Genomic DNA, 23,199 nt, shown 5'->3' with positions numbered 1-23,199 from the left:
GGAGCAATTTCTCAAAGCCATATTTCATAATAGGAAGCACTGCCTCAGTACTATATCCATGGCCCCAATAATCGGGATGTAGTTTAAACCACAGCTCAGCATTTTTGAACTTGGTTAGACCATTACTAAGCCCAATTAACCCAATTGGTTCATGATTAGCTAATGACACGCAAAGGCCATATTCCTTTCTAGGTTCTTCATTCTGGCCTTCGATATATTTTTTTAGATATGCTTTTGATTCTAAAATAGATGCAGGAATACCAAGAGTGGCATACTCTTAAACTTCAGGAAGGGAATGAATCGAATGGACAAAATCTAAATCATCATAATTCAATTCTCTAATTATTAGGCGACTTGTAAATAAAATTATGGGCTTGATCATGTTAAATACTCAATAATAAAAGAATAAGTACATTGAAATTATTAATTAGATATACTTAATTTTTGATATTTATTAAATTGACGATTAGTTTTACCATCATCCCCTTTTCATCAGATTTACTCTCTGCAATCATTAGCGTTAGTGCCACCAATGCATTATCAGCAATTCGTTTAGAACCGTCTTTTCGGTACAAAATTTTATTTTTATCTAAAAACCATACAAAAAGATATGCCGCTATTCTTTTGTTTCCGTCTGAAAACGAATGGTTCTTTACAACAAAATATAAAAGATTTGCAGCCTTTTCTTCTATACTTGGATACAAATCAAGACCTCCAAATGTTTGGTAAATGGTAGCAATAGAACTTTTAAACGATTCGTCTTTCTCATTACCAAATAGTGAACTTCCGCCGAATTTATCTTTAAGATCATATATGGCTTTCTTAGCCTCTACATAATCTATTATAAATAATGATGTTGAAGTTGTTCCTTCTATAGTTAATTGTTGATGATCATATTTATCAAGAACATCTAACGCGTAGGCGTAATCTGTAACTACTTTTAATAAACCTGCTGCTTCATCAGAGCTTAGTTCTTTACTTTCAAGTACATTACTGAGCAAATTCACAGTGTTTTTTAAGCTTATCAACTTTTCACCTTGTTCTTTTAATAGCTTTTTGTTAACAGCATAGCCTTGGGTCAAGTATTCTTTTAATACCTGATTAGCCCAAATTCGAAATCGTGTTCCTTCTTTCGAATTCACTCTATATCCAACAGATATAATAGCATCAAGATTGTAATATTCAATAGTTCTTTCTACGGTTCTATTTCCTTCTAATTGAACTGTTGCATTTTTTGCAACAGTTGCTTCTTGCATTAATTCTTCTTGTTGATATATGTTATTTAGATGTCTAGATATCGTGGACTTATTTTTATTAAATAACACTGCGATTTGTGTCAAAGTAAGCCAAATTATTTCATTCTCAATTTTTACATCAATCGTAGTTTCGCCATTTGGCGCTTGATATATTATAATCTGACTTTGTTCCATGATAACACTTAAAGATAGGAACAATCATTCCTCCTAGTGAAGTTAATTATCCACAGTGTCAATATTAATTCATTTAATATATCGGGAGAAGTGTAAATAATCGTTTCCGCATGCGAAAATAAATGCCCTTCAATAACTTATTGATATTGAAACAATTATTGTCAATTCTTCTATAAACTGGTTCGACTTTAGTATGTCCGGGGGGTACGGTCCTCTGAACACACGCAGAGGTTAAAAATCAAAAGAGGCTGTCTCAAAATCTTGAGATAGCCTCTTTATTGATTTTTTGAATTTGGTGCTATCGATGGTTGCTGTAAGCCTAGATTTGTTTTTCGGATTTATTATTACATAAATGAGTGAAAAGCAACCTTTTTTAAGCTGCTTTTTTCCTTATATTTTGTGCAATTGCGAATAATCCCCATTCTATGGCCACTTTTTGTTTCCCTCTGAGCATAAATCTTCGGAACCCGTGGTTCTGTTTAATATTCCCGAAAACTGGTTCTACATCATGACATCGTTGCTTTCGTTTTTCTATGCCTTTTTCGCTGTTGAGTAGTTCGTATGCCACTGCTTTGTACTGCTCCAGATTTTCATTGATCTCTATAACCCTGTTTCCTTTGGCTTTATGACAGGCACCATTTAATGGTCAATTGCTACAGTTTTTCGCTTGGTATTTCTTAGCTGTCTGTTCAAACCCGGTCGTGGTTATCCGTTTTGAATCTCCGATATAATTCATCTTCTGGCCCATTGGACAGATATAACAGTCCTGCTCTTGATTGTAAAACAGCTTATCTGTACTAAAGCTTTTTTTGTTGTTATAGTGCTGGTTTTGTTCTTTATCGAACATCCCATATTTCACATAGGCCTCAATATTACTACCTTTTAAATTACTGAATTAATCCAAACCCTGATATTGAAAATTTCGGAATTGAACTTCTCCGTCACCTACAGCAAACAGTCCAGGTCGTAAATATCCCCAGCCCCCTAAAATATTGTGATGATAGCCCGATATCTCAGTAACAAAATCCATCCGTTTCCATTCTTTTCCATCCAAACTATAATAACACAATAAGTCATGATGATCATTCACCAGCCGCAGGTATACATTATCCTGGGCAATATCTGATACCAGCTTTCCTCTGTCTCCATTGTTATAGAGACGATAAATAGATTTATCTGTAAATTCTAACCCGACATAATACTTGGAATTATAGTATAAGAGCAAACCACCTTTAGTATTTCCGGTTCCCGCGGATACATTAACTGTAACTTGGTAAGAGTTATTAGCAGGCATGATTGTAAGGGGTTGAGTGTTCTGAGGAGAATTTCCGATTCCTTTTATTGAAAGAGAATTATTACTTATCTTAAAATTTGACCTGTTTTCGTTCTTAAGAACATTCCAATGGCTCCCTAATTTGTCGCCTGAAAAATTGTCTGACAGTTTCATGCTATGTAAAACTGCCTTTCCTACAGGTTTTTTGAGTGGTTTTGCAGGGTCTGAACCAGCGGGTACTTTAAACCACCCGTCTTTTGTCCATTCTATAGGTAATAGTAGTACCTGACGACCAATAGTACGGTTACTGCTTTCAAATCCGTGAAAAATAATCCACCACTTACCATCTGGCGAATCTACTAAGGTTCCATGTCCGGTAGATGCCCACTTGTTGTTCCTGTCTGTATTTCTGATTATGGGATTGTTCGGACTATTCTCCCAGGGTCCGAAGGGGGTTTTAGACCGGGCCGAAACAACCATATGACTGGTAGGTGGACCTGCTGTTCCGCCCTGTGCAGCGGTCATATAATAATAGCCGTTTCTATAAGTAAGTTTTGGCGATTCCAGGCAAAAGCATTCTGCAATCCATTCTTTAGGATATGGCCAGCCCTCATAAACTTTCTTTGAAGTACCCGTCACACTTAGCCCGTCATCTGAAAGCGGAGCCATTCGTCCATCGTTCAAATGAAGATATCGCTTGCCTTCGGGTGTGACTACATGGCCCGGATCTATTCCTCCGATTTTCAGGTCTACCGGATTACTCCAAGGCCCTCTAGGATTGGCAGCAGTAACTACCCAATTTTTTCCTCCCGCTGGAAAGTAAATGTAAAATAGGTTTTTATATTTAATGATGTCCGGTGCCCAGACACCTCCTACATACTCATGTAATGCATTAGCAATTGGTTCCCAATTCACTAAATCTTTGGAATGCCATATCAATAATCCAGGTATATTATCAAATGAGGATTGTGTCATATAATAATCTTCACCATCTCTGACAACAGACGGGTCTGCATAATTGCCTTTAAGGACTGGATTAAGAAAACTACCGTTACCTAAATCGGCCGCATATTGGTTTTCGACAGACTGGCTAGACTTTTGGGCATACGAGCCGATAGGTATTAAAAAAAATAAACTATAAAAAATTGACCATTTGAAATTCACTTCTCTTTTTTTATATAAATAATTGCTATACACCGACTAATTCTAATCATTAACTTATAATTCGCTATATCATTCTTAATTCTTAGTTATCATAGTGGATTTAAAAATGACAGGCTCATAAATGCCTGTCATTTTTAAAATTCATTTGGCTTTCCAGTCATCAACAGGCACCGCACCTTTTCTTACACAAACCACCACATGGTTCTTATGGTGCAACAAATTGCCATTGCTGATTAGTCGATCCGGTTGGCTTCCATTGCAGGATCTTAGCACCCTGGCCTGTTCCGGCCACGTCTGCTGCTTTACCCGAATTTACGAAAATCATACTATAATAACCGGAAGAAGGAGAAGAAAAATAAAATTTTGAATTCCCGCCGCCATTATAATCCCATAATACAACAGGGACATTATTATCCCCGCTGTTACCAGCAACGTTAATTGACAGGCCGCTGCCAACACCCTGCAATCTGTAAAGGCCGCTACCTAGGCTTACCAGAGTCCAGCGTTGGTGATTTCCGCCGCCATATCCCCAAACATCCAGCGCCGTGTTGTTTGTGGTTCCGCCACCTAAGGCATCCAGGCTTAATCCATTATGGCGTGCGTTCAACCTGTAGGTTCCTGTGGGAACTGACACAATTTCTTGTTCAGGTGTCACGTTCAGAATCGTCACCATGCTAATACAATTCATCGCGAATTGTTCGCCGCCAGGTGTCGGATTACGCCAATCGTTATTTACGATATTGAAATCTGTACGCCTATTGTTCCAAACCGCAATGCTCTGACGAACAAGCCAAGGATAATATTTACCGCCTAAATTGTTTTCCCTTGCCAGTTTAGCAATACCACGTGCGCATGCATCGGCTTCCTGATTCATCACTCCCCATTTTTCAACGACGAAGTCAGCAGTACGAACCGCGTCGTTCAGATACTGCGCATCGCCTGTGTTTTTGTATAACGAAGCAGCGGCGTTAATGAACGATCCGGCATTATAAGAATTTTCCGAATACTGTATCGTTCCGTCATTTACTTTTGCTTCATTCACCACACCTGTTGTGGTATTATAAATCCCACTGCTCCTGAACCAGGAATAGATCTGTTTACTTTTATTAAGATAGTCAGCATCCCCGGTAGTCTCATACAGAAAAATGCCACTGATGATCATCGGGTTGTTGGCGAGTGAAGCCTTGGTATGCTTGTCCATGTTTTCCCAAAGTCCACCACCTAAAACATTGTCCCATCCCCGGTTAAATGCAAAGTTCCAATTGTTTGCGGCAACAGTGCGATAGGTAGGATCACCGGTCACTTTATAAGCCCGGATTACTGCGATGCATGCCCATGCAATATCATCCGTCCAAGAGTTCCACGACCAATCGTAGGTCTCCTGGTTCAGAAATGAGTTTGTTAGATCAATGATCAGTTGCTTACGAGTGGGTGTTGGGTTTCGCTCGTAAGCATCAATAAGACTTGTGATCATGAACGCCTGACCCCAGAAATAAGCTTTGTCACGCTTGTTAATTCCATCAACAAGATAAGTTGCATTACCTGATTTTACAAGAAATGCGTTGAGAAAACCATCATAGGCAGCATTGGCATTCGCGAGCGGATTGATGGGATTAACAGCAGCTAAAGTTGTTGCCATTGTTGAATTTGGTTTCAGCTCTAAGTTTTCATTCTCAATTTTGGATTTTTTGCAAGCCGAAAATACTGTGGCAGCTGTGACAGTAAGCAATATAAAAATTGCTGAACGTTGGATTTTTTTGAGGGATGTCATTTTCATGGTTTTTAACTTAGGTTTATAAATGGTTAATTAAATTTTTAAGATTTGGCTTGTTGAGTCTTATTCTTGACTATAAATCTAAAGCCTTTAGCTTTTGGTAACTGAAATGCGCATAGTCAACTTTCTAGAAGCTTTCGATGGTTAAAAATTACATAAAAAACTATTTTACAGAGGACTCTAGGTCTCTCTGCAAGTAAGAGCTTGAATGAAATGTTCTTCACTTGGAATTGGAGATTATTGGAATGTAAAGGTTGATCCATTTGGTTTAACGAGATTATTTGGTTTACACAAATAACCTGATTAAGTCGGATTGAGAGATTGCCTCATTGTACATACTTTGTATCAAGGTGTACATAATTTCTATATTCACTTGGGATTCGACCAGATTTTCTTCGTCACAATCAAAGTAGGTAAAATCATTCCCCAAGCTGTAATGCACTTAATTTTTTAAGGATTGAATGTATTGCAAGGGCGATTTTCCATATTCTTTTTTGAAAGCTCTTGAAAAATTGGACCTGCTTTGTAAGCCTATTCTGTCTGCTACTTCGTAAATTGGGATGTCTTCATGCGTCATAATCTGAATCGCCTTTTTTAGCCTGATTGTTCTTATAAATTCAGCAACGGACTGATCTGATATGCTTTTTATTTTTTGATAAAGTTTTGTTCTGCTGATGTATAAATTGTCACATAGAAAATCGACATCTAAATCAGGGTCTTTAATGTTATCTTCGATTAGGGCCAGCAGTTTATTCATGAATTCTTTATCCTTTTCAGTGTGAACAAGATCGGTTGCTTCAGCGAGATAATTTTTGTTGAAATGCGCTTTCAGTTTCTCCGCCTGTTCAAATATGTTTTGCACGGTCAACAGTAAGAGCTCGATACTTAAGGGCTTGCCAAAATAGAAATCAGCACCCGATTCCATACCTTCAATCTTAGCCTCCAATGCATCTTTAGCGGACAAGATGATGAAAGGAATATGCCTGGTTTCAAATTTTTCTTTAATGAGTTTACAAAATTCTATGCCGTTCATAAGAGGCATCATCACATCACTTATAATTAAATCAGGGGTACATTCAGTAGCAATGTCAAGTCCCGCGCTGCCGTCTTCTGCTTCATAAATGAAGTAATGTTGCTCAAAAGTTTGTTTTAAAAAACTGCGCAGCTCCCTGTTGTCATCCACTAGCAAAATATGTTTGGTAATTTTCCGTGTTGCCTGCTGTACATCATTTTCATGTTCTGCTGATGCAATAAGGATGGAATGATCTAGCGGTTCCAGTTTAGCGTCCAAAATATTTTCAGCAGCTGTCTTTTCCGACTCATCGTAATTGTGTTCACCCAGCGGAATACCAATGATAATTTCGGTTCCTTTCTCTCTTTCACTGTACACATAAATATCGCCCTTATGCAGTTGAGTTAGACTTTTAACCAGGGCAAGACCTACCCCAGAACCCAGGTGTTGTGTGCTGATGCGGTAGTAACGTTCAAAGATTTTATGGATAGATTCATTTGAAATTCCTATCCCTGAATCAGAAATACGGAAATAAATGTAATTATTTGACCTGTAATGCTCATTAAGTAATTGAAAACCAGTAAAGAAGGATGGTTTAAAGCTGCTCATATCAGTAAATACGTCAAAGGATATTTGACCCCCTTCCTCGGTATATTTAAATGAGTTACTTAACAGATTAAAAAGAATTTTTTCGACTATTAGTACGTCGAACCATCCCCTTAATGGCTTTTCATTGTTCTGCAGTGTATGGTCGATTAAGTTAAAGCGGATTTTTTTATTTGACGCCAGTGTTTCAAATTCTTCGGCAATATTAATACAGAATTGATGCACTGGAACCTCCTGGACTTGCAGTTTAATAATCTGATCTGCAACCTTTATGAAGTTCATGAGCTCACTAATCAAATTGAGTAGTCTTTTAGCATTTCTAAACATGAGCTGGTAAGCATTATCTAGCGAGCCATCTCTATTTTGGCGGATCAAATTTTCCATGGGGCCCAGAATCAGTGTAAGGGGAGTACGGAATTCGTGAGAAATATTGGTAAAGAACATCAGCTGTTGTTCTGCAAGCTCCTCATGTTGCTTGTGCATTTCTTCTCTTTTGTTTTCATTTACCTCGCGTACCGCAATCTCTCTTTTTAAACGGTACCATCTTGCCTGGTTGATATAAACAGCGGATAGACAAAGAATAAATATCAGCAAATAAACAATTTTTGCTAAATCAGATTTCCACCACGGTGGGGTGATGACTATTGAGGTTTCGGCCTGAGTTTTACTCCAGATGCCATCATTATTTGTAGCTTGGACGATAAATTTATAGCGGTTAAAATCTAGGTTACTATAGGCTGCGCTTGGGTTTCTTCCATCAGTAAATTTCCATTCTTTATCAAAGCCCACAAGTTTATAACGGTACCGACATTTCAAAGGATTGGCAAAATGCATGGACGAAAAGAAGATAACAAAATTGTTCTGCAGGTGATTGATCATCAATTCCGGTCCGTAACCGATAGCACTGGCCATTTTGTAGATTGGTTTTTGATTGTTGATCAATACGTCAGTGAGTATAGGACGGGCATCGATTTCATTTGCCTTTATATCTTTTGGGAAAAAGTAATTCAGACCACTAATTCCTCCAAAATACAGCCTTCCATCTGCACCTTTAAAAGAAGAGCCTACTTTAAAGCTATTGCCCTGCAATCCATCTTTTTTATCATATTGGATTAATCTTCCGGTTTGGGCGTTAAAACACTGCAATCCGTTTCCACCCATCCAGATGTTCCCCTCCTCATCAATCTCAAGGCTTTCCACATCTTTGAAAATGTCAGAATTTTCATTAAAAGTTTTAATGGTATAATTGTTTTTTGCGCTTATGGAGAGCCGGTTTAATCCACCTCCTATGGTTCCTATCCAGTAAGTGCTGTCATTTTGCTTACTTACAGGGTATGTGTAGTCTGAGCTTAATGAATTTGGTTTTGAAGATCCCCGGTAAGCAATTTTTTTTAGAATGTTTCCACTATCATCGATTGTTATGCGCTTTAAACCGTTCGTACTGGAAACAAACAATTGAGGTTTATTATTATCTGCAAAGATAAAATAACCTTCATCATAATATTTTACGTGATAAATATTATGTATGTCTTTATAAATCACTCCGAATTTGTTGGCATGATTGCCAAACCAGATGTTTCCATAATAGTCCTTGACTAGAGTTTCAATGATATAAGTCGGGAAATTCTCATAACCTCTTGGCTTCCACAATTCCCGCTTGTTCGCTTTTAAAATTTCTATCCCTGAATTGCTGCCAATCCACAGGTTACCATCGTAATCTTTTGCCAGGGCAGTAATAACATCTGTTCTTAACTTTACGGGTGTATTGTAGCTGTTGTAAAAGGTAAAATTACGTGTTTTTAAATTATATAGATTCAACCCGTTTACGGTGGTGCCGATCCACAGATTCTCGCCGTCTGCCAATACGGACCGCACATAATTACCGGAGAGGGAATTAGAAACTTCCGGATTATGCTTTAAGGTATAAAATAGCTTTTCATGGAGATCGCAGTAGTTAACGCCCCCCCCGAAGGTGGCCACCCAAAGACAACCTGACTGATCAATTATTCCCTTGGTAAGCGAATTAGAGTTTAGACTTTGCGGGGAATTTTTACTACTAATCGTTTGGATGTAATTAAAGTTGTTGTCAAGCTTGATCAAATTTTTTCCGGTCACAATCCAGTAATCAGTGGTGGTATTTTGTACGATGCTTCTAGCACGGCTAAAGTCTGAATGGGAATATTGTTTGTTTATGGAGAAATTTTCACCATTAACTAATGGCCGGTTTATTAAATAAGCTGTGTTTCCTGCGACTGTTAAGAGATGTTTTTGGTGGTCTAAAGACACCAGTAAAAAATTTTGTTCAGACACTCCTTGGATTGAGATTTTTTTAAACGTCAGCGTTTTATCTAATGTCCAAATGCCTTTGTTGCTCGAGAGATATAACTGGCCACTTTCATCGGTAGTCATATCTGAAAAATGTACATTTTTTGGTAAACTCAGCTGTCGCTCCTGAAGGGATTTTCCTTCTATTTTGTACAGTTTTAATGTTCCAGCAAGTAAACCGTATATCAGTTTCCCAATAGGCTTTATTATTTTTTCCAGCCTTGGAGAACTGTTTTTAGCGGTTTCAACAAGATCAATATATTGCTCTGATCCTGGATCAAAATACTGGAGCCCCCCTTCGGTGGAAAGCCATATTTTTCCATCTTGATCAGGATATAAATTCCTGATCCGGTTTTTATAAGCATTTTTTAAAGGAACGTTATTATTGTAATATTTTTTTACAGAATAACCATCAAATCTGTCTAGCCCAAAATAGGTGGCCACCCAGATGTAACCGTGTTTGTCCTGCGCCAGATCATTTGCGTCTGTATGGGACAAGCCTTCATCGACTGTAAGATAATTAAATTTATAGGAATAAGACTGACTGAAAATAGCATTCGTACCTATAATGTTAAAGATGAATATTAGTAACAGGGCCTTTACATATTTTCCATCCATTAACTTATTAAGGTTTTTTATTTCCATTGATGTTTTTAAATTCAGTTAAAACTACAAATAACGTGCTTGAAATTGAACAACTATTTCTAAAGTAAATGTGGAAACCCGTTATTCAGATAGTACTGAATGACATGTTTAGATGCTCAATCCATTTTATAAAAATTGTTAATTAAATATATATAGCGAAAATGCTTTTATGTGCTGAATATTTTAACGGCGGTATCCAAAAAATGCACATCATGTCACTAAAAATGTATGATTTGGCAATCGAACAGAATAAATTATTAGAGTCCTTTGCAGCAAACAAATTTAAAACTGGATAGCCTTCATTGAAAGTTGGAGAATATTACAAAGTAACCTTTAATAGTAAATACGTTTATGAACAACTTCTTATCCAAAAAAGGGATTATCAAACTTACATTGGCATTTATTTTCCTCTTGACTCATTACACGAATTCAACAGCACAAAATAAGGAAGAAACCTTTCTCTCTAAACAAGATACTGCATCATTACCCCTGGAAATAGAAGATCCTGAAAATATTGGGATAAACAAAGAAGCTGCCCATGCAACCCTAATGCCGTATGCAAATTTAAAGGAAGCGCTAAAGGCCAACAGGCATGCTTCTTCTTTTAGCAGAAGTCTAAACGGAATGTGGAAATTCAACTGGGTAGACTGGCCCCAGAAGCGCCCAGTTCATTTTTATAAAACTGATTATGATGTTTCTAAATGGAAAGACATCAAAGTACCCTCAAACTTTCAGGTAGAAGGTTACGGCACCCCGGACTACAGCAACTTTACCTTGATTTTTCAAAGCGATTTCCCAAGAGTAATGACTGCCCCTAAAAATAGAAAATACACTACACTTTCTGAACGTAACCCGGTAGGTAGTTACCGTCGTGATTTTATGGTTCCTGAAAACTGGAATGGCCGCCGCATATTTGTTACTTTTGATGGAGTTGATGCCGGATTCTTTTTGTGGGTAAATGGCAAGAAAGTAGGCTACAGTGTAAATAGCCGAAACGCTGCCGAGTTTGACCTGACAAAATATGTGAAACCGGGTAAAAACATGATAGCTGTTGAAGTGTACCGGTTTGTATCGGGAAGTTATCTGGAAAATCAGGACATGTGGCGCCTTAGCGGAATATTCAGGAATGTAACCCTTTGGAGCGCTCCGCAACAGCACATTCGCGATTACTTTGTTAAAACTAACCTTGATGATAAATATCAGGATGCTGAGGTAACCGCTATTACCAAAGTCAAAAACTATGGCACCATCGCTACCAAGGCCCGGCAGTTAACTATTACTTTATATAATGGTTCGGTACCGGTTCCGGGGGCAGTAGGAAAAAAAACTGTCCCAGCGTTAAAACCAGGAGAGGAAGTAACGGTTGATGTAAATTTCCAAGTGAGCAACCCGCAAAAATGGACCGCGGAAACTCCTAAACTATATACATCAGTTATTACCCTAAATGAGGGAGCCCTTACCGTGGAAACTTTATCATCGCGTACGGGTTTTCGCGAGATACAGATCAAGGGTCGTTTATTCCTGGTAAATGGCGTTCCTATTAAACTTAAAGGTGTAAACCGCCATGAGAATTTCCCTGATGACGGCCATGCCATTACAGAAGCCCAGATGATCAAGGACATCATCCTGATCAAACAAACCAACAGTAACCATGTGCGAACATCCCACTACTCAGATGATCCTCGGTGGTATGAATTGTGCGATGAGTATGGTATATTTTTAGTTGCTGAGGCCAATGTAGAGTGCCATGCTGAGCAAAATCAGTTTAATGAAGAACCTACAATTAAAGCAGCTATTATTGATCGGAACGTAGCCAACGTACAGAATTTTAAGAACCATCCATCAGTTGTTATCTGGTCATTGGGGAATGAGAACGGCCGTGGCGGAACTAATTTTCGCGCGGCGTTAAAAGCAATAAAAGAAATTGACCCGGACAGGCCATCGCATTATGAGGGTTTCGGTACCGGTGACGACCGTAATCCTGCCGATATGGATAGCCAAATGTATACCGGCATAGCCAGCCTGGAAAAAGCTGCGATAGATAGTAATTTAACCAAGCCATTCTATTTATGCGAGTACGCTCATGCGATGTTCAACTCGATGGGATCAGTTGATCTGTATAACGAAATGTTCGATAAATACCCGGCCTTATTGGGTGGTGCGATTTGGGAATGGCAAGATCAGGGCCTTTATAATAACCGCGACCTTAAACATCCCATTACGGCATTTGGCGGTGGCTTTGGCGATTACCCAAATGATCATTACTTCATACATAAAGGTGTAGTGTCATCGGACAGATCACCCAAGCCTCATTTTCCGGAACTTAAACATGCTTACCAGTGGATCAGCATCCGTGCTAAGGATCTTAAGAGTAAAGCTTTTACCGTTAAAAACCGCTATCAGTTTACAAATCTTCGCGATTTTGTTGGCAGGTGGGAATTGAGCGAAAATGGCAGCATCATCTCCTCAGGTGATTTAGTGGTTGGATCTGTGAATCCAAGCGAGGAAAAAGTATTTAAACTTCCTTACCAAATCAAGGCCAGGGCAGGCGCTGAATATTTTGTCCGGGTATCATTCCAGTTGGCAACCGACAAACTTTGGGCTGCGAAAGGATTTGAAATTGCCGCACAACAATTTGAATTAGCTATACCTGTACCAGTGGTAGCGAGCGCTTCTCTAGGGGGTAACCTGACTGTAAATGATTCAAAAAACGAAATTGGGGTTACAGGTGCTGATTTTAGCGTGGTGTTTGATAAGATTAAAGGCTCTTTCACCAAAATGGTAAAAGATGGTGAAAACATCCTTAGAGATCAAGGTGGGCCGGTTCTGCACTTATGGCGTGCGCCACACCAGCAAGATGATATGTGGGCTTATCGTGACTGGATGAAAAATGGCTTAAAAAATATTTCTTGGGTAACTGAGGGTGTTAAGGCAACCCAACTGGCTGGTAACTTGGTGCAAATAAGCGTAAGCTTGAAAGGAACAGGTGGCGAAAATTTTGTTGTACAGCATAAAGCTATTTATACGATCAATGGTAATGGCGTAATAAAAGCGGTAAATAACGTAAATTTTAGCGACCCTAAATTGGTGCTTGCCAGGATAGGCGTACGTATGCTGTTGAATCAGGACCTCAATCAATTTGATTTCCTGGGCCGGGGGCCGATGGAAAACTATAGTGACCGTAAAAGCGGCTTTGATGTGGGCCATTATGCAAGCAGTGTAGCTGAACAAATGACGGGTTACGAAAAACCAATAGAACAAGGTAATCATGAAGATGTGCGCTGGGCCAACCTTACCTCTTCAAAAGGATTAGGAATAAATATTAAACAAATAGACTCAGTATTGCAGATCGCTGCGTTGCCTTACAGCGATGAAGAAATGGACCCAGTTGAATACAAAATTGATCTGCCAAAAAGCAAAGGCACGGTATTGTGCATTAGCCATAAAACCTTGGGTGTTGGATCAAATAGCTGCGGTCCCCGACCGTTGGAACAATATCAGGTATATGCAAAACCAACAACCTTTAGCTACCAGATTACCTTAACTGGTAAAAAATAAAAGTTACCGGCGCTGCCGCCAATTTTTATTTTCTTCTTGTACTTTTGATGGAGTTCAGTTAGAGTGTTGCATGGAACTCTGCTGTTCCTAATTTGCCACGACCAGATACTTGCAGCCGCTACGAGCAGAACTACTATTAAAATGATTTCAGTGCTGTATTTTTTGCCGGCGTTTTACGGAAGCTCTGTTTTATAGATATTTTTTCTATTTTTCATATCTATCAAAATAGATTCAGCGAATCTACTTTGATGTTTTTCGGCTTGAGAGATTAAGATTGTAAATAAAAATGTAAACTTTGTAAATAGAAACTTAACACTATGCTTGATAGCCAAAATCTCCTATCCGGGAAAGGCAAGTACCTTGTTGGATCAATACTGCTTTTGTTTATTTCTGCAATCTGCGTAGCTTCAGCATAACTGATAGCGACGATTTTGCTATTGCAAGAAGGGAAGTCTTACTCCGCAGGATCGGACATGAATTACTTTTACAGTCGGGCGACAGTATATCAAGGGTTCTACCGGTAAAGAAGATTGCTATTAGTGAGTATCAGATCAGTTTTGAGAATGAGCTTACTTTTCAAGCAGATTCCCTGGTGAATACTACTCAGCGTCTTTTAGCAAAAGACCTGCTCGCACTTGATTACGTTGTTAATGTTCTGAACATTGGCAAGTCCGGTGTAGCCTATGGATATGCTATATCAGAAAATAAAAGGGATGATATTGTTGCTTGTATAGGAAGAAAGCAACCTAGAGCTCGTTACGTTATCACCATTAAATTTAAACCGACGGGCATAAATACAATAAAGAATGAAGTTCTGCTAGGCGGTTTGCCTTTTTTAGCATTTGTTGGGTTTATTTTTTTGAGATCTGTTAAGCCGCGTAAATCGCCACCTGACGCTCCGAATACTAACATCTTCGCTTTGGGCTCAGCGTTGTTTGACGCAAAGAACCGTAAGCTCATTATAAATGGAAATCCAATAGACTTGACCGGAACTGAAACACGTGTGCTTATCATATTCGCCTTATCTCCTAACGAGACTATAGAGAGAAATAGGCTGCAAAAAGAGATATGGGAAGATGAAGGTGTTATTGTCGGGCGCAGTCTGGATATGTTCATATCAAAACTTAGAAAAAAACTGGAATTTGACCCCAATAGCAATATTGTTGTTGTGCGTGGCAAAGGCTATAAGCTTGAGATTATCTCATAGGAAGAGGCTCCCTACAATTACTTTTTTAATGGCGGATAAATTAACAACTAAATTGATTCGAAGCATTGTGTTTGGAAAATATAATTATCCAGTTTTACCGACCTACACGGTTACAATTAAATGAAGGTATTCATGTAACGCATTATCATTATTTCGAAGTTTTATATCAGCAATTTTTTAGGGAACCTTCGTTTTTTAATACAAATTCCGATCATTTTTACATGCCTATATTAAGTAGACTCACAGCTTCTTTTCGTGCACATCCATTTTCTTACCGTCAAAGCTAAATGTACCAGAAATAACTTTTAAGGTTAATTTTGTGATCCTGAATTTGACGAAGAAAGACCAATTTGGAATCAAAATTCTTCAATTTGTGGATCCACAGTCTTGGAATACCATCCGACAATTACTCCATCAATTTTCATAGCCGCCGAGTATATTAACGTATATCTAAAATATCCCCTGGTTTGCAGTTTAATTGACGACAAATAGCCTCTAATGTATTAAAACGAATTCCCTTCACCTTTCCTGTTTTTAAAAGGGATAAATTAGTCATTGAAATACCCACTTTCTCAGCAAGTTCAGTCAAAGAAATCTTGCTTTTTGCCATCTCTATATCAAGGTTTACAATAATTGCCACTATACAAATCCCTCGTTTTCTTTTTTAAGTTCCAATCCAGAATTGAATATTTCGGCTACTATATAAAAAATTATAGCTATCAACAAAACTTCAAAGTTTAACACTGGATCAACTGAAAATTTAATAGGTTTTGAAAAATTGGCGTTTAAAATCTGAAGCTCAAACAGATATAATATAATTTGAACTGGTAGAATCAAAGCAATAAAAAACGCGATACGCTTGAGCGTAATAACATTTTCAAACGTGAAAGGAACTCCCTTATGAAGACTTGAGAAAAGCTTTCGTAGATGATAAATAATCGAAAATATTAGGCACTCGATAGCAAAGAGTAAAAAAATTGAAGATGATTTAACAAGAAGCGTGTTTTTAATTTTTAGTCCTAAGGTTGCGGTTGATGTTCTCAATATTACATCCTTAACTTCATCTGTGTTTAAATCAATTTTTTCTGAAAAATCATATTGTGGAATATGCACAGTAGTATTCCAATCTGCGTAAGTGTTAAATGCGAATTCGTAGAATAGCATACTTCCAGCTATTGTAGCTAACACAATATTGAAATACCAACCTACATCTAAAATGACTTTAATCACTCGGATAACACGTCTACTCTTTCTCATATCTATAAATTATGATACAAATCTACAACTTACACCACAACAAAGCAAAAGTATATTTATGTTTTACGTAAAAAATTATGTGTTAAACATAAAAGATAAGACGAATAGGGTTGCACTACGCCGAAGCGTTGACGTCATTCCGGAGTCTACATGTTTAAAACTGGAATGGGGTAATGTGATAGGTTAGATGATTGACATGGACAGCTTTCACCTCGTATCTAATTAATTGCAATTGTTTGGGAAAGCGGATCTTCTGTCTAACGGAACAATTTGGTTCGTTTAGTAACAATAGTTGTTTCTCTTTGGAATACTTGATGCATAAGATTTTCAGTAAAAATTAGTAGGGGATACCGTCGTTTTTCGAGAAGCTAATAGAAAGCAGCAAAATACTGTTGAAGAATTCTTGCAATTTATCAATAAAGTTCACAGTTATTCGTTACATGAAACTATTACAGATTGGTCATTACACAAAGCTGCATACATGGCAATATTTTTTTGTAATCAGTCGATAGTAATGCAGGAAAGTCCCATGTTATCAATTATACTAGATAACTATTTAAATTCAATACCTTTTAAAAGACTTGTTACTGCTGTTGCAGGCCTGCCGAAGACTCATCTGGAATGTCTCTCTGGCATATCCAACAAGCCCCCGTTTTTCGGCAGGCCCTAAAGCTTTTTTTCAATCACATCTTTAAGAACAGTAATCTGAAATATCTGTTCAGCTACAATCTTTTTGTATTGTACCAGCTCCTTCTCCAAGTCTTTCAGTTGCTTAACCTGGGAAACCTCCATCCCAGAATACTTGCTTTTCCATTTGTAAAATGTCCCCTGACTAATGCAATGCTCGCGGCAGATATCCGAAACTGATTTCCCTGATTCCTGTGAAGACAAAATCTTGATGATTTGTGGATCACTAAAATTGCTTTTTTTCATTACCCTAAATTTATTAAATACTACACTTATTTCTGTAGCTGTTTTTAGGGAAGATTACATTAGCAGCTAAATTCTACTTTTGAATGGTCTGATTTTACGGGAAGCTTACATGGTCGAGTTATTTGGGAAACATCGCCATAAAGTAACTTGTTTAGAATGCCCTCGTTGGACTTAATGACGTGTTCTGTTACTTGACCAGCGGTCCAACTTCCTTCATTTGGAACTCTATTAAGTTTCTGCTCTGAAAATTAGCAAAGCTGATGAATAAAATCTCGATGGGCATTTTCTATCCCATCGATAAGTTCTTATTATGAATATTCATCGGGCAGAAATCTAGCTATTTAATAACCAGGATTTTGTTCAAGCAAATGATTTTTATTTACTTCATCGCGACTAAATGGCCTGAAATAAAGCTTATTATCCCAACTTCGGTTTTCCTGCGCATTTTCTATTACCGAATTATAGGTATAATCGTACACAGAAGCATCATAATGATAAGGTGCAGACATGGTTTTGCCTGCTTTGAATTTTCCTGTAACTTTGATGTAGGTTACTTTTCTACCAAGCGTTTCCTCCGCAATTAACCACCTACGTGTATCGTGATAACGCTGTTCTTCGTAGGCCATTTCAATACGGCGTTCATGTCGATAAACATTCCTAAGTTCTGCTTGATCTGTCGTGGTAATCTCTACCATACCTGCTCTGAATCGTATTTTATTAAGCCAGCTTTTTGCATTGGTTAATTCTCCAAGCTCAATACTAGCTTCAATATAATTAAATACGGCTTCAGTATACCTGAAAAAAGGCCATGGCACATTTTGCGACATGGTTGCATCCACAATATTTGGATCTGTATCTATAAATTTATGATAATAGTAACCTGTCCAGCTACCGTTCCAGTTTTCAATAGAACTTGCTCTGGTATCTAAACCTTTAAAATCTATTTTATTGCTACCGTCCATTAAATCATAAATGCCTGTCTGAATTTGATTCGCTGGATCAACATTTCCAGATACTTTATCACGCGGTTTCCAGCCTGCGCCATCATATAAAATCGTAGCATAAAATCGAGGATCTCTATTTTGATAAGGAGCGGCTTTTTGAGCAGGATTTGTCCAACTAAATTTTGTTCCATCTGCCATATCATAATCATCAACCAATAGACCTATGGGTGTATTTCCTGCCCAATTATGATACCCATTAGGACCATTTTGTTGGGCATGTTTGATGTTGTTTTGAATAATAAAATATCGGGCAAAAATTAGTTCAGAGGCAGCTGAGGCATCTATATTTGGTGCTTTACTTGCGCCTCCCATAGCGATGCTTTTGTAATTATTACTTCCTTCTGCCACAGAAACTGGAGCGGAAAGACCAAGTTTATAACCCGAACCTAAATCCATAACTGCCTTTGCAGCAGTTTGGGCTAACTTGTATCGGTCATTTTGATTACCACTTGCATAACTCAAAAAATCTAGCTTTTGAGCTCCAATTGAAATAATTTTTGCAGTAAGTTTAGACCGTTCATGTAAATCACTTGCAGCATAAATTAATACTCTCGATTTTAGTGCTAAGCAAGCAAGCGCAGTAGTACGCCCTTTATCCAGTGTTTTACCTGTTAATAATGTACTGGCCTGATCGCAATTTTTTATTATAAAATTGATACATTCTTCATAAGTGTTACGTTTCAAATTAAAATCATCGCTCAAAGCATACGTTTTCGTAATAATAGGGACACCGCCGTAGAAACGTAACATTTGCTGATAAAAATAAGCCCTTAAAAAATAGGCCTCCCCCAAAAGTTGATCTTTTAAAACTTTACTGGAAAGGCTGTTGTCGCCACCCACAATTCTTTCAACTACTGTGTTACAGGCCCTGATGCGGTTATACATTTGCTTATAATCCCAAGTATTATCTACCCAACCCAATGTGGAGGGGTTAATGGTTGCGTTATTGATTAGATCGATTCCACGTGTAGGATGCGTAAACATCGCTTCATCAGAAACTGAAGCCAGCATTTGTTCAGAAAATCCGCCAATTCCTAAGCCATTGTAAATTTCATTAACAAAGGCCTGGGCAAGTGCAGGATCCTTCCAAACCAGATCTGCAGATATCTTATCTGGTGGAATTACATTCATAAAATCTTTCTTACAAGAGCCCGCAAGAAAAGTTATAAATACCAGGAGATATAGATTTATGTTTTTATTTATTGCTTTCATATTTTTCGTTGTAATTAACAAATAGTTATACATTTTTAAAAAACCGCCTTAATGCCCATATTGATTACCCTAGCTTGTGGGTAGTATTGACCGCTAGAATTGGTCGATTCTGGATCCCAAACCTTGATCTTATCAAGTGTAGCTAAATTAAGGCCATTTGCGTAAATCCGAAGGCTACTGAGGCCAACTTTTTCTATCCAGTTGGTCGGTAATGTATAACCAAGCTCCACGTTTTTAAGTCTGACATAATTATTACTCCTCAACCAATAGGTATTGTTTAGCGCATTGTTTGAATCTGTGTAGTAAGTTGCTCCTCTATTGGATAAGCGCGGGTTTACAGCACTTGGGTTATCTATGCTCCAACGGTTTTGATAAGAATATTCTAAAAAGTTCCCTATATCACCCGATTCTGTAAGACCTACAATCTGCATCCCTCCGGTTGCTCCTTGAATAAGCACCGATAAATCAAATCCTTTATATTGTAGATTAAAATTAAATCCACCTGTAAATGTTGGTGTACCATTTTTATCTAAACGAATTTTATCATCTGCATTAATTTTTCCATCGCCGTTAGTATCTTTAAACCTCATATCACCTGGGCGCAGGTTATTGGTTAGTGCGCTATAATTTAGGGTATTTGAACTAATTGCAGATTGATCTTTAAAAACGCCATCATAATCATATACCAACCACGAACCAGTTACTTTACCTGTAGAACGTTGCCATTCTGGAGCACCAGGTGTTTCATCCCAGAATATAATTTTATTCTTTGCATAGCCTCCATTTACACTCATGCCAAAACCTAGATCTCCAGCTTGATCATTGTAGCCTAATTTAAATTCAAAACCTCTATTATTAACTTTCCCTAAATTAACTGGGGGCAATTGGTCGACAATACCAGAACTTTCGGGAACAGAATTTCCTCTACTAATTAGGATATTGGTTCTTTTATTGGAGAATAAATCAAACTCAAAAGAAAGCTTATTATTAAAGAAAGATGCATCTAAACCAATGTTGGTATTATTGGCAACTTCCCAACCAAAATCTAAATTGGGCACTTTACCTTCTGATAATGATTTAGTAATTAAATCATTAAACACATAGCTTCCGAAATTCATCAAGCTTAAATATTGATATTCTTGCAATGCATCTCCGAAATAAGCTTCGGCACCCATCTGACCCCAAGAAGCTCTTAATTTTAAGTTGTTTACGAACTTAACATTGTCTTTAAAAAAGGGTTCTTCAGATAATCTCCAACCCACGGAAACCCCTGGAAAGAAACCAAAGCGACTTGCTTTTGGAAAAATGTATGATCCATCTACACGCCATAAAAATTCAGCTAAGTATTTTTCTTTATAGTTATATCCGGCTCTTCCGAAGTAACTTAATCTTGCTCTATTAAAAAGGTTGTTAGGATTACCAGGATTGTTCCCTAAACTTTGCTCTTTCTCATCACCAGCCAGTAATTGCTCAATCGCTGATGATAAAAAGTATCTTCTAAAGGCAGTAAAGCCATCATTAGTAATTTGCTCTCTGGTTACGCCTGCCAATAAACCAATGGTGTGATCCCCAATTTTCTTATCATAATTAACCATTCCGGTTAAGTTGATGGCTAATTGACCGCCAGCAGTTTCCCTAAGTCGAGGATCGGCATAAGGAGAACGCACAGTTCCATTAAGCACTGGAGTAACTCCATCTGCTTCGAAAGTTTTTTTATCCCAATCGTATAGTGTCCATGGCAATTGCCAATTCTTTTGCCTTCCAGAATACTTATCTATGGCTGCGGTTCCAGTTACTTTTAAGCCCTCAACACCCGGAATTTTAATTTCCACTTTACCCGTAGTTTGAAAATAATCCCGAACATCCTTATTATATCCTGTGATATCCGTGGAGGAAACAACAGGATTATATCCATATTCTATATCTCTCCCTGGCAATCCATTCGGCCATACCGCTATTTCAGTTGGTCTTCCTCTCATCAAAAATCTAAAGATATCACCTGCTCCTACTGTTGGGAAATTACGGTTTTCTTCTCTGGCGGTCATGCCTAGAGTTGTGGTAATGTATTTACTTACTTTTGCTTCCAGATTTATACGCATATCATATTGCTTGTAACCGGTAGCAGAATTTTTATAATAGCCATCTTGATCAAGATAGCCAAGCGAGATTAAATATTTCACATTTTCACTTCCACCATTTATCTGTAGGTTATGTCTTTGTTGAGGTGACCACTCTTTAAATACGGTTTTAAACCAATCAGTATTAGAGTATCGCAAAGGATCAGATCCATCACCTAATTTCTGGATTTCACTTGGCTTATAAGCTGCATTAATCGTTTTATTCCCTGCTGACAAATACGTGCCAGTAGTTTTGAAACTGTTCCAAGCTGCACTCCATTCATTTGGATTAAGGTCGGAACCAAAAATATTTAGTTCATTCAGTATTTCGGCATATTGGGTGGAATTGGCCATTTTAGGGATTCTTGTGGGCTGCTGTACTCCACTACTGAAATCATACGAAAACTGCGGTTTGCCCGATTTACCTAATTTAGTGGTGATCAAAATTACTCCATTGGCAGCCTGTGAACCATAAATAGCCGCAGATGCATCTTTTAAAACTGATACACTTTCAATATCGTTAGGGTTTAGCCTTTCTATACCACCGGCACGATTCGGTATTCCATCAATTACTATTAAGGCATTGTTATTACCCAAGGAGTTAATCCCTCGAATTCGAATGGTTGAACCATCATATCCTGGCTCTCCACTTCCTTGCAATGCAGTGACACCCGGTAAACGCCCAGCTAAGGAATTGGTCAGATTTACTGAGGAAGATTTAGCCAATTCTGTTCCTTTTACCGACGCTACTGCACCTGATACAACCGCCTTCTTTTGGGTGCCATAACCAACTACAATTACTTCTGATAAATTATGATTGTCTTCTAATAACCTAACGTTAATATTACTTTGGTTTTTCACCTGAATTTCTTGATCCGCATAGCCAACATAAGTAAATATTAAGGCCGCATCTTGGGGGACTTTAATACTAAACCTTCCTGCTACGTCAGTTACAGCACTTGCAGACCCGCCCTTTACTTTAATACTTACGCCTGGAATTGGTCCATTAGCGTCCGTTACCTGTCCTTTTACAATGATATCCTGATATGGAGGTTTATAAAAATCCAATGGTTCATTCTTTTTTAATATTGATTTCGCAGATAGGTTAGCTTGCGGATAAAAAATGAGACCGCTACCGTAAATAAAAAATAGGCTGCTTCTGACAAAAGTCCTCATTAGATTTCTTTTCATAGTTTAATTTGTTTCATTAGAAATGGATTGTAACATTATTATATACTTATCAGTAATATTGAGTTATTATGATTTATATCCTAGAAATGTGACCAATTGCTTTAAAAGTATACATCAAAAGATGATAAAAAAGATTCAAGTTTCCTTCAATCATATCGACAAATAATTATTTAATCAACATAAAAAACAAGCCTGTCGTTTAGAAAAGCACTCTTTAGGTATTAAATTTACTTCGTAAGACTTACCATATTTTGCTTAACAGACTAAAAGTTCATACATGGTTAACGTAATATAGGAATATTGGTGACTTAAAGTAGGATGGTTACCCCAAAAGTGAAACCAAATTTATACGTATATAGGATCCTTTTCCAAATATTGCTTAAATCATCTCTGTTTCAACTCAATCAACCACTCGTACATATTCTTAAAACGTTTAGGACACTATTGATATAAAACATATTTTTTTGACCAGCTAGGTTGAGAACCGAGTA

Annotated in this window: 12 protein-coding genes and 1 pseudogene; 2 read left to right on the top strand and 11 right to left on the bottom strand. The window is 37.7% G+C overall.

Annotated elements, in window-relative coordinates:
- The 6 genes and pseudogenes from ACHFIZ_RS06245 to ACHFIZ_RS06220 form a co-directional block, all read right to left on the bottom strand.
- Window positions 1-247: GNAT family N-acetyltransferase (locus tag ACHFIZ_RS06245; protein ID WP_410883941.1), on the bottom strand; the 247-nt coding region annotated here is incomplete at its 3' end.
- 190 nt (window positions 248-437) lie between these two features.
- Window positions 438-1,430 (bottom strand): RhuM family protein, encoded by a 993-nt coding sequence (gene rhuM / locus ACHFIZ_RS06240; RefSeq protein WP_410883938.1) that lies wholly within the window; start codon window positions 1,428-1,430, stop codon window positions 438-440.
- Window positions 1,431-1,803: 373 nt separating this feature from the next.
- Window positions 1,804-2,064 (bottom strand): annotated as a pseudogene (locus tag ACHFIZ_RS06235) (transposase); the annotation flags it as partial.
- Window positions 2,065-2,325: 261 nt separating this feature from the next.
- Window positions 2,326-3,867, bottom strand: a complete 1,542-nt coding sequence (locus tag ACHFIZ_RS06230) for a family 43 glycosylhydrolase (RefSeq protein ID WP_410883936.1) — start codon at window positions 3,865-3,867, stop codon at window positions 2,326-2,328.
- 205 nt (window positions 3,868-4,072) lie between these two features.
- Window positions 4,073-5,506 (bottom strand): glycoside hydrolase family 76 protein, encoded by a 1,434-nt coding sequence (locus ACHFIZ_RS06225; protein ID WP_410883934.1) that lies wholly within the window; start codon window positions 5,504-5,506, stop codon window positions 4,073-4,075.
- Between the two features lie 577 nt (window positions 5,507-6,083).
- Entirely contained in the window at window positions 6,084-10,229 is a 4,146-nt protein-coding gene (locus tag ACHFIZ_RS06220) for a two-component regulator propeller domain-containing protein (protein WP_410883932.1), read from the bottom strand.
- Window positions 10,230-10,580: 351 nt separating this feature from the next.
- Here ACHFIZ_RS06220 and ACHFIZ_RS06215 point away from each other — a divergent pair, with 351 nt between their 5' ends.
- Both ACHFIZ_RS06215 and ACHFIZ_RS06210 read left to right on the top strand, forming a co-directional pair.
- Window positions 10,581-13,787 (top strand): glycoside hydrolase family 2 TIM barrel-domain containing protein, encoded by a 3,207-nt coding sequence (locus ACHFIZ_RS06215; protein WP_410883930.1) that lies wholly within the window; start codon window positions 10,581-10,583, stop codon window positions 13,785-13,787.
- Between the two features lie 592 nt (window positions 13,788-14,379).
- Complete coding sequence (locus tag ACHFIZ_RS06210; RefSeq protein WP_410883928.1) at window positions 14,380-14,994, top strand: winged helix-turn-helix domain-containing protein; 615 nt, start codon at window positions 14,380-14,382, stop codon at window positions 14,992-14,994.
- Between the two features lie 439 nt (window positions 14,995-15,433).
- On the opposite strand, the gene ACHFIZ_RS06205 is transcribed toward ACHFIZ_RS06210, so the two are convergent.
- From ACHFIZ_RS06205 to ACHFIZ_RS06185, 5 genes are all read right to left on the bottom strand, one after another.
- Entirely contained in the window at window positions 15,434-15,634 is a 201-nt protein-coding gene (locus tag ACHFIZ_RS06205; RefSeq protein ID WP_410883926.1) for a helix-turn-helix domain-containing protein, read from the bottom strand.
- On the bottom strand, window positions 15,634-16,251 hold the full coding sequence (locus tag ACHFIZ_RS06200; protein ID WP_410883924.1) for a DUF2975 domain-containing protein: 618 nt from the start codon (window positions 16,249-16,251) through the stop codon (window positions 15,634-15,636). The genes ACHFIZ_RS06205 and ACHFIZ_RS06200 overlap by 1 nt, the downstream gene beginning before the upstream one ends.
- Before the next feature lie 666 nt (window positions 16,252-16,917).
- On the bottom strand, window positions 16,918-17,184 hold the full coding sequence (locus ACHFIZ_RS06195; protein WP_410883922.1) for a transposase: 267 nt from the start codon (window positions 17,182-17,184) through the stop codon (window positions 16,918-16,920).
- A 341-nt stretch (window positions 17,185-17,525) separates the two neighbouring features.
- Window positions 17,526-19,400, bottom strand: coding sequence for a RagB/SusD family nutrient uptake outer membrane protein (locus ACHFIZ_RS06190; RefSeq protein ID WP_410883920.1), 1,875 nt, complete (start codon window positions 19,398-19,400; stop codon window positions 17,526-17,528).
- Window positions 19,401-19,435: 35 nt separating this feature from the next.
- On the bottom strand, window positions 19,436-22,708 hold the full coding sequence (locus ACHFIZ_RS06185; protein WP_410883918.1) for a SusC/RagA family TonB-linked outer membrane protein: 3,273 nt from the start codon (window positions 22,706-22,708) through the stop codon (window positions 19,436-19,438).
- Window positions 22,709-23,199: the final 491 nt, after the last annotated feature.

Origin of the sequence: Pedobacter sp. JCM 36344 (assembly GCF_046546555.1) — a bacterium.
GTDB lineage: Bacteria > Bacteroidota > Bacteroidia > Sphingobacteriales > Sphingobacteriaceae > Pedobacter.
Note: the sequence above shows the minus strand (reverse complement) of the source record. Positions and strands in the feature narration are given on the sequence as shown.

Excerpts from the sequence above, each read along its gene's own strand:
- rhuM (WP_410883938.1), bottom strand. The coding sequence starts at position 1,430 with ATGGAACAAAGTCAGATTATAATATATCAAGCGCCAAATGGCGAAACT.
- ACHFIZ_RS06225 (WP_410883934.1), bottom strand. The coding sequence starts at position 5,506 with ATGGCAACAACTTTAGCTGCTGTTAATCCCATCAATCCGCTCGCGAAT.
- ACHFIZ_RS06220 (WP_410883932.1), bottom strand. The coding sequence starts at position 10,229 with ATGGAAATAAAAAACCTTAATAAGTTAATGGATGGAAAATATGTAAAG.
- ACHFIZ_RS06215 (WP_410883930.1), top strand. The coding sequence starts at position 10,581 with ATGAACAACTTCTTATCCAAAAAAGGGATTATCAAACTTACATTGGCA.
- ACHFIZ_RS06200 (WP_410883924.1), bottom strand. The coding sequence starts at position 16,251 with ATGAGAAAGAGTAGACGTGTTATCCGAGTGATTAAAGTCATTTTAGAT.
- ACHFIZ_RS06195 (WP_410883922.1), bottom strand. The coding sequence starts at position 17,184 with ATGAAAAAAAGCAATTTTAGTGATCCACAAATCATCAAGATTTTGTCT.
- ACHFIZ_RS06190 (WP_410883920.1), bottom strand. The coding sequence starts at position 19,400 with ATGAAAGCAATAAATAAAAACATAAATCTATATCTCCTGGTATTTATA.
- ACHFIZ_RS06185 (WP_410883918.1), bottom strand. The coding sequence starts at position 22,708 with ATGAAAAGAAATCTAATGAGGACTTTTGTCAGAAGCAGCCTATTTTTT.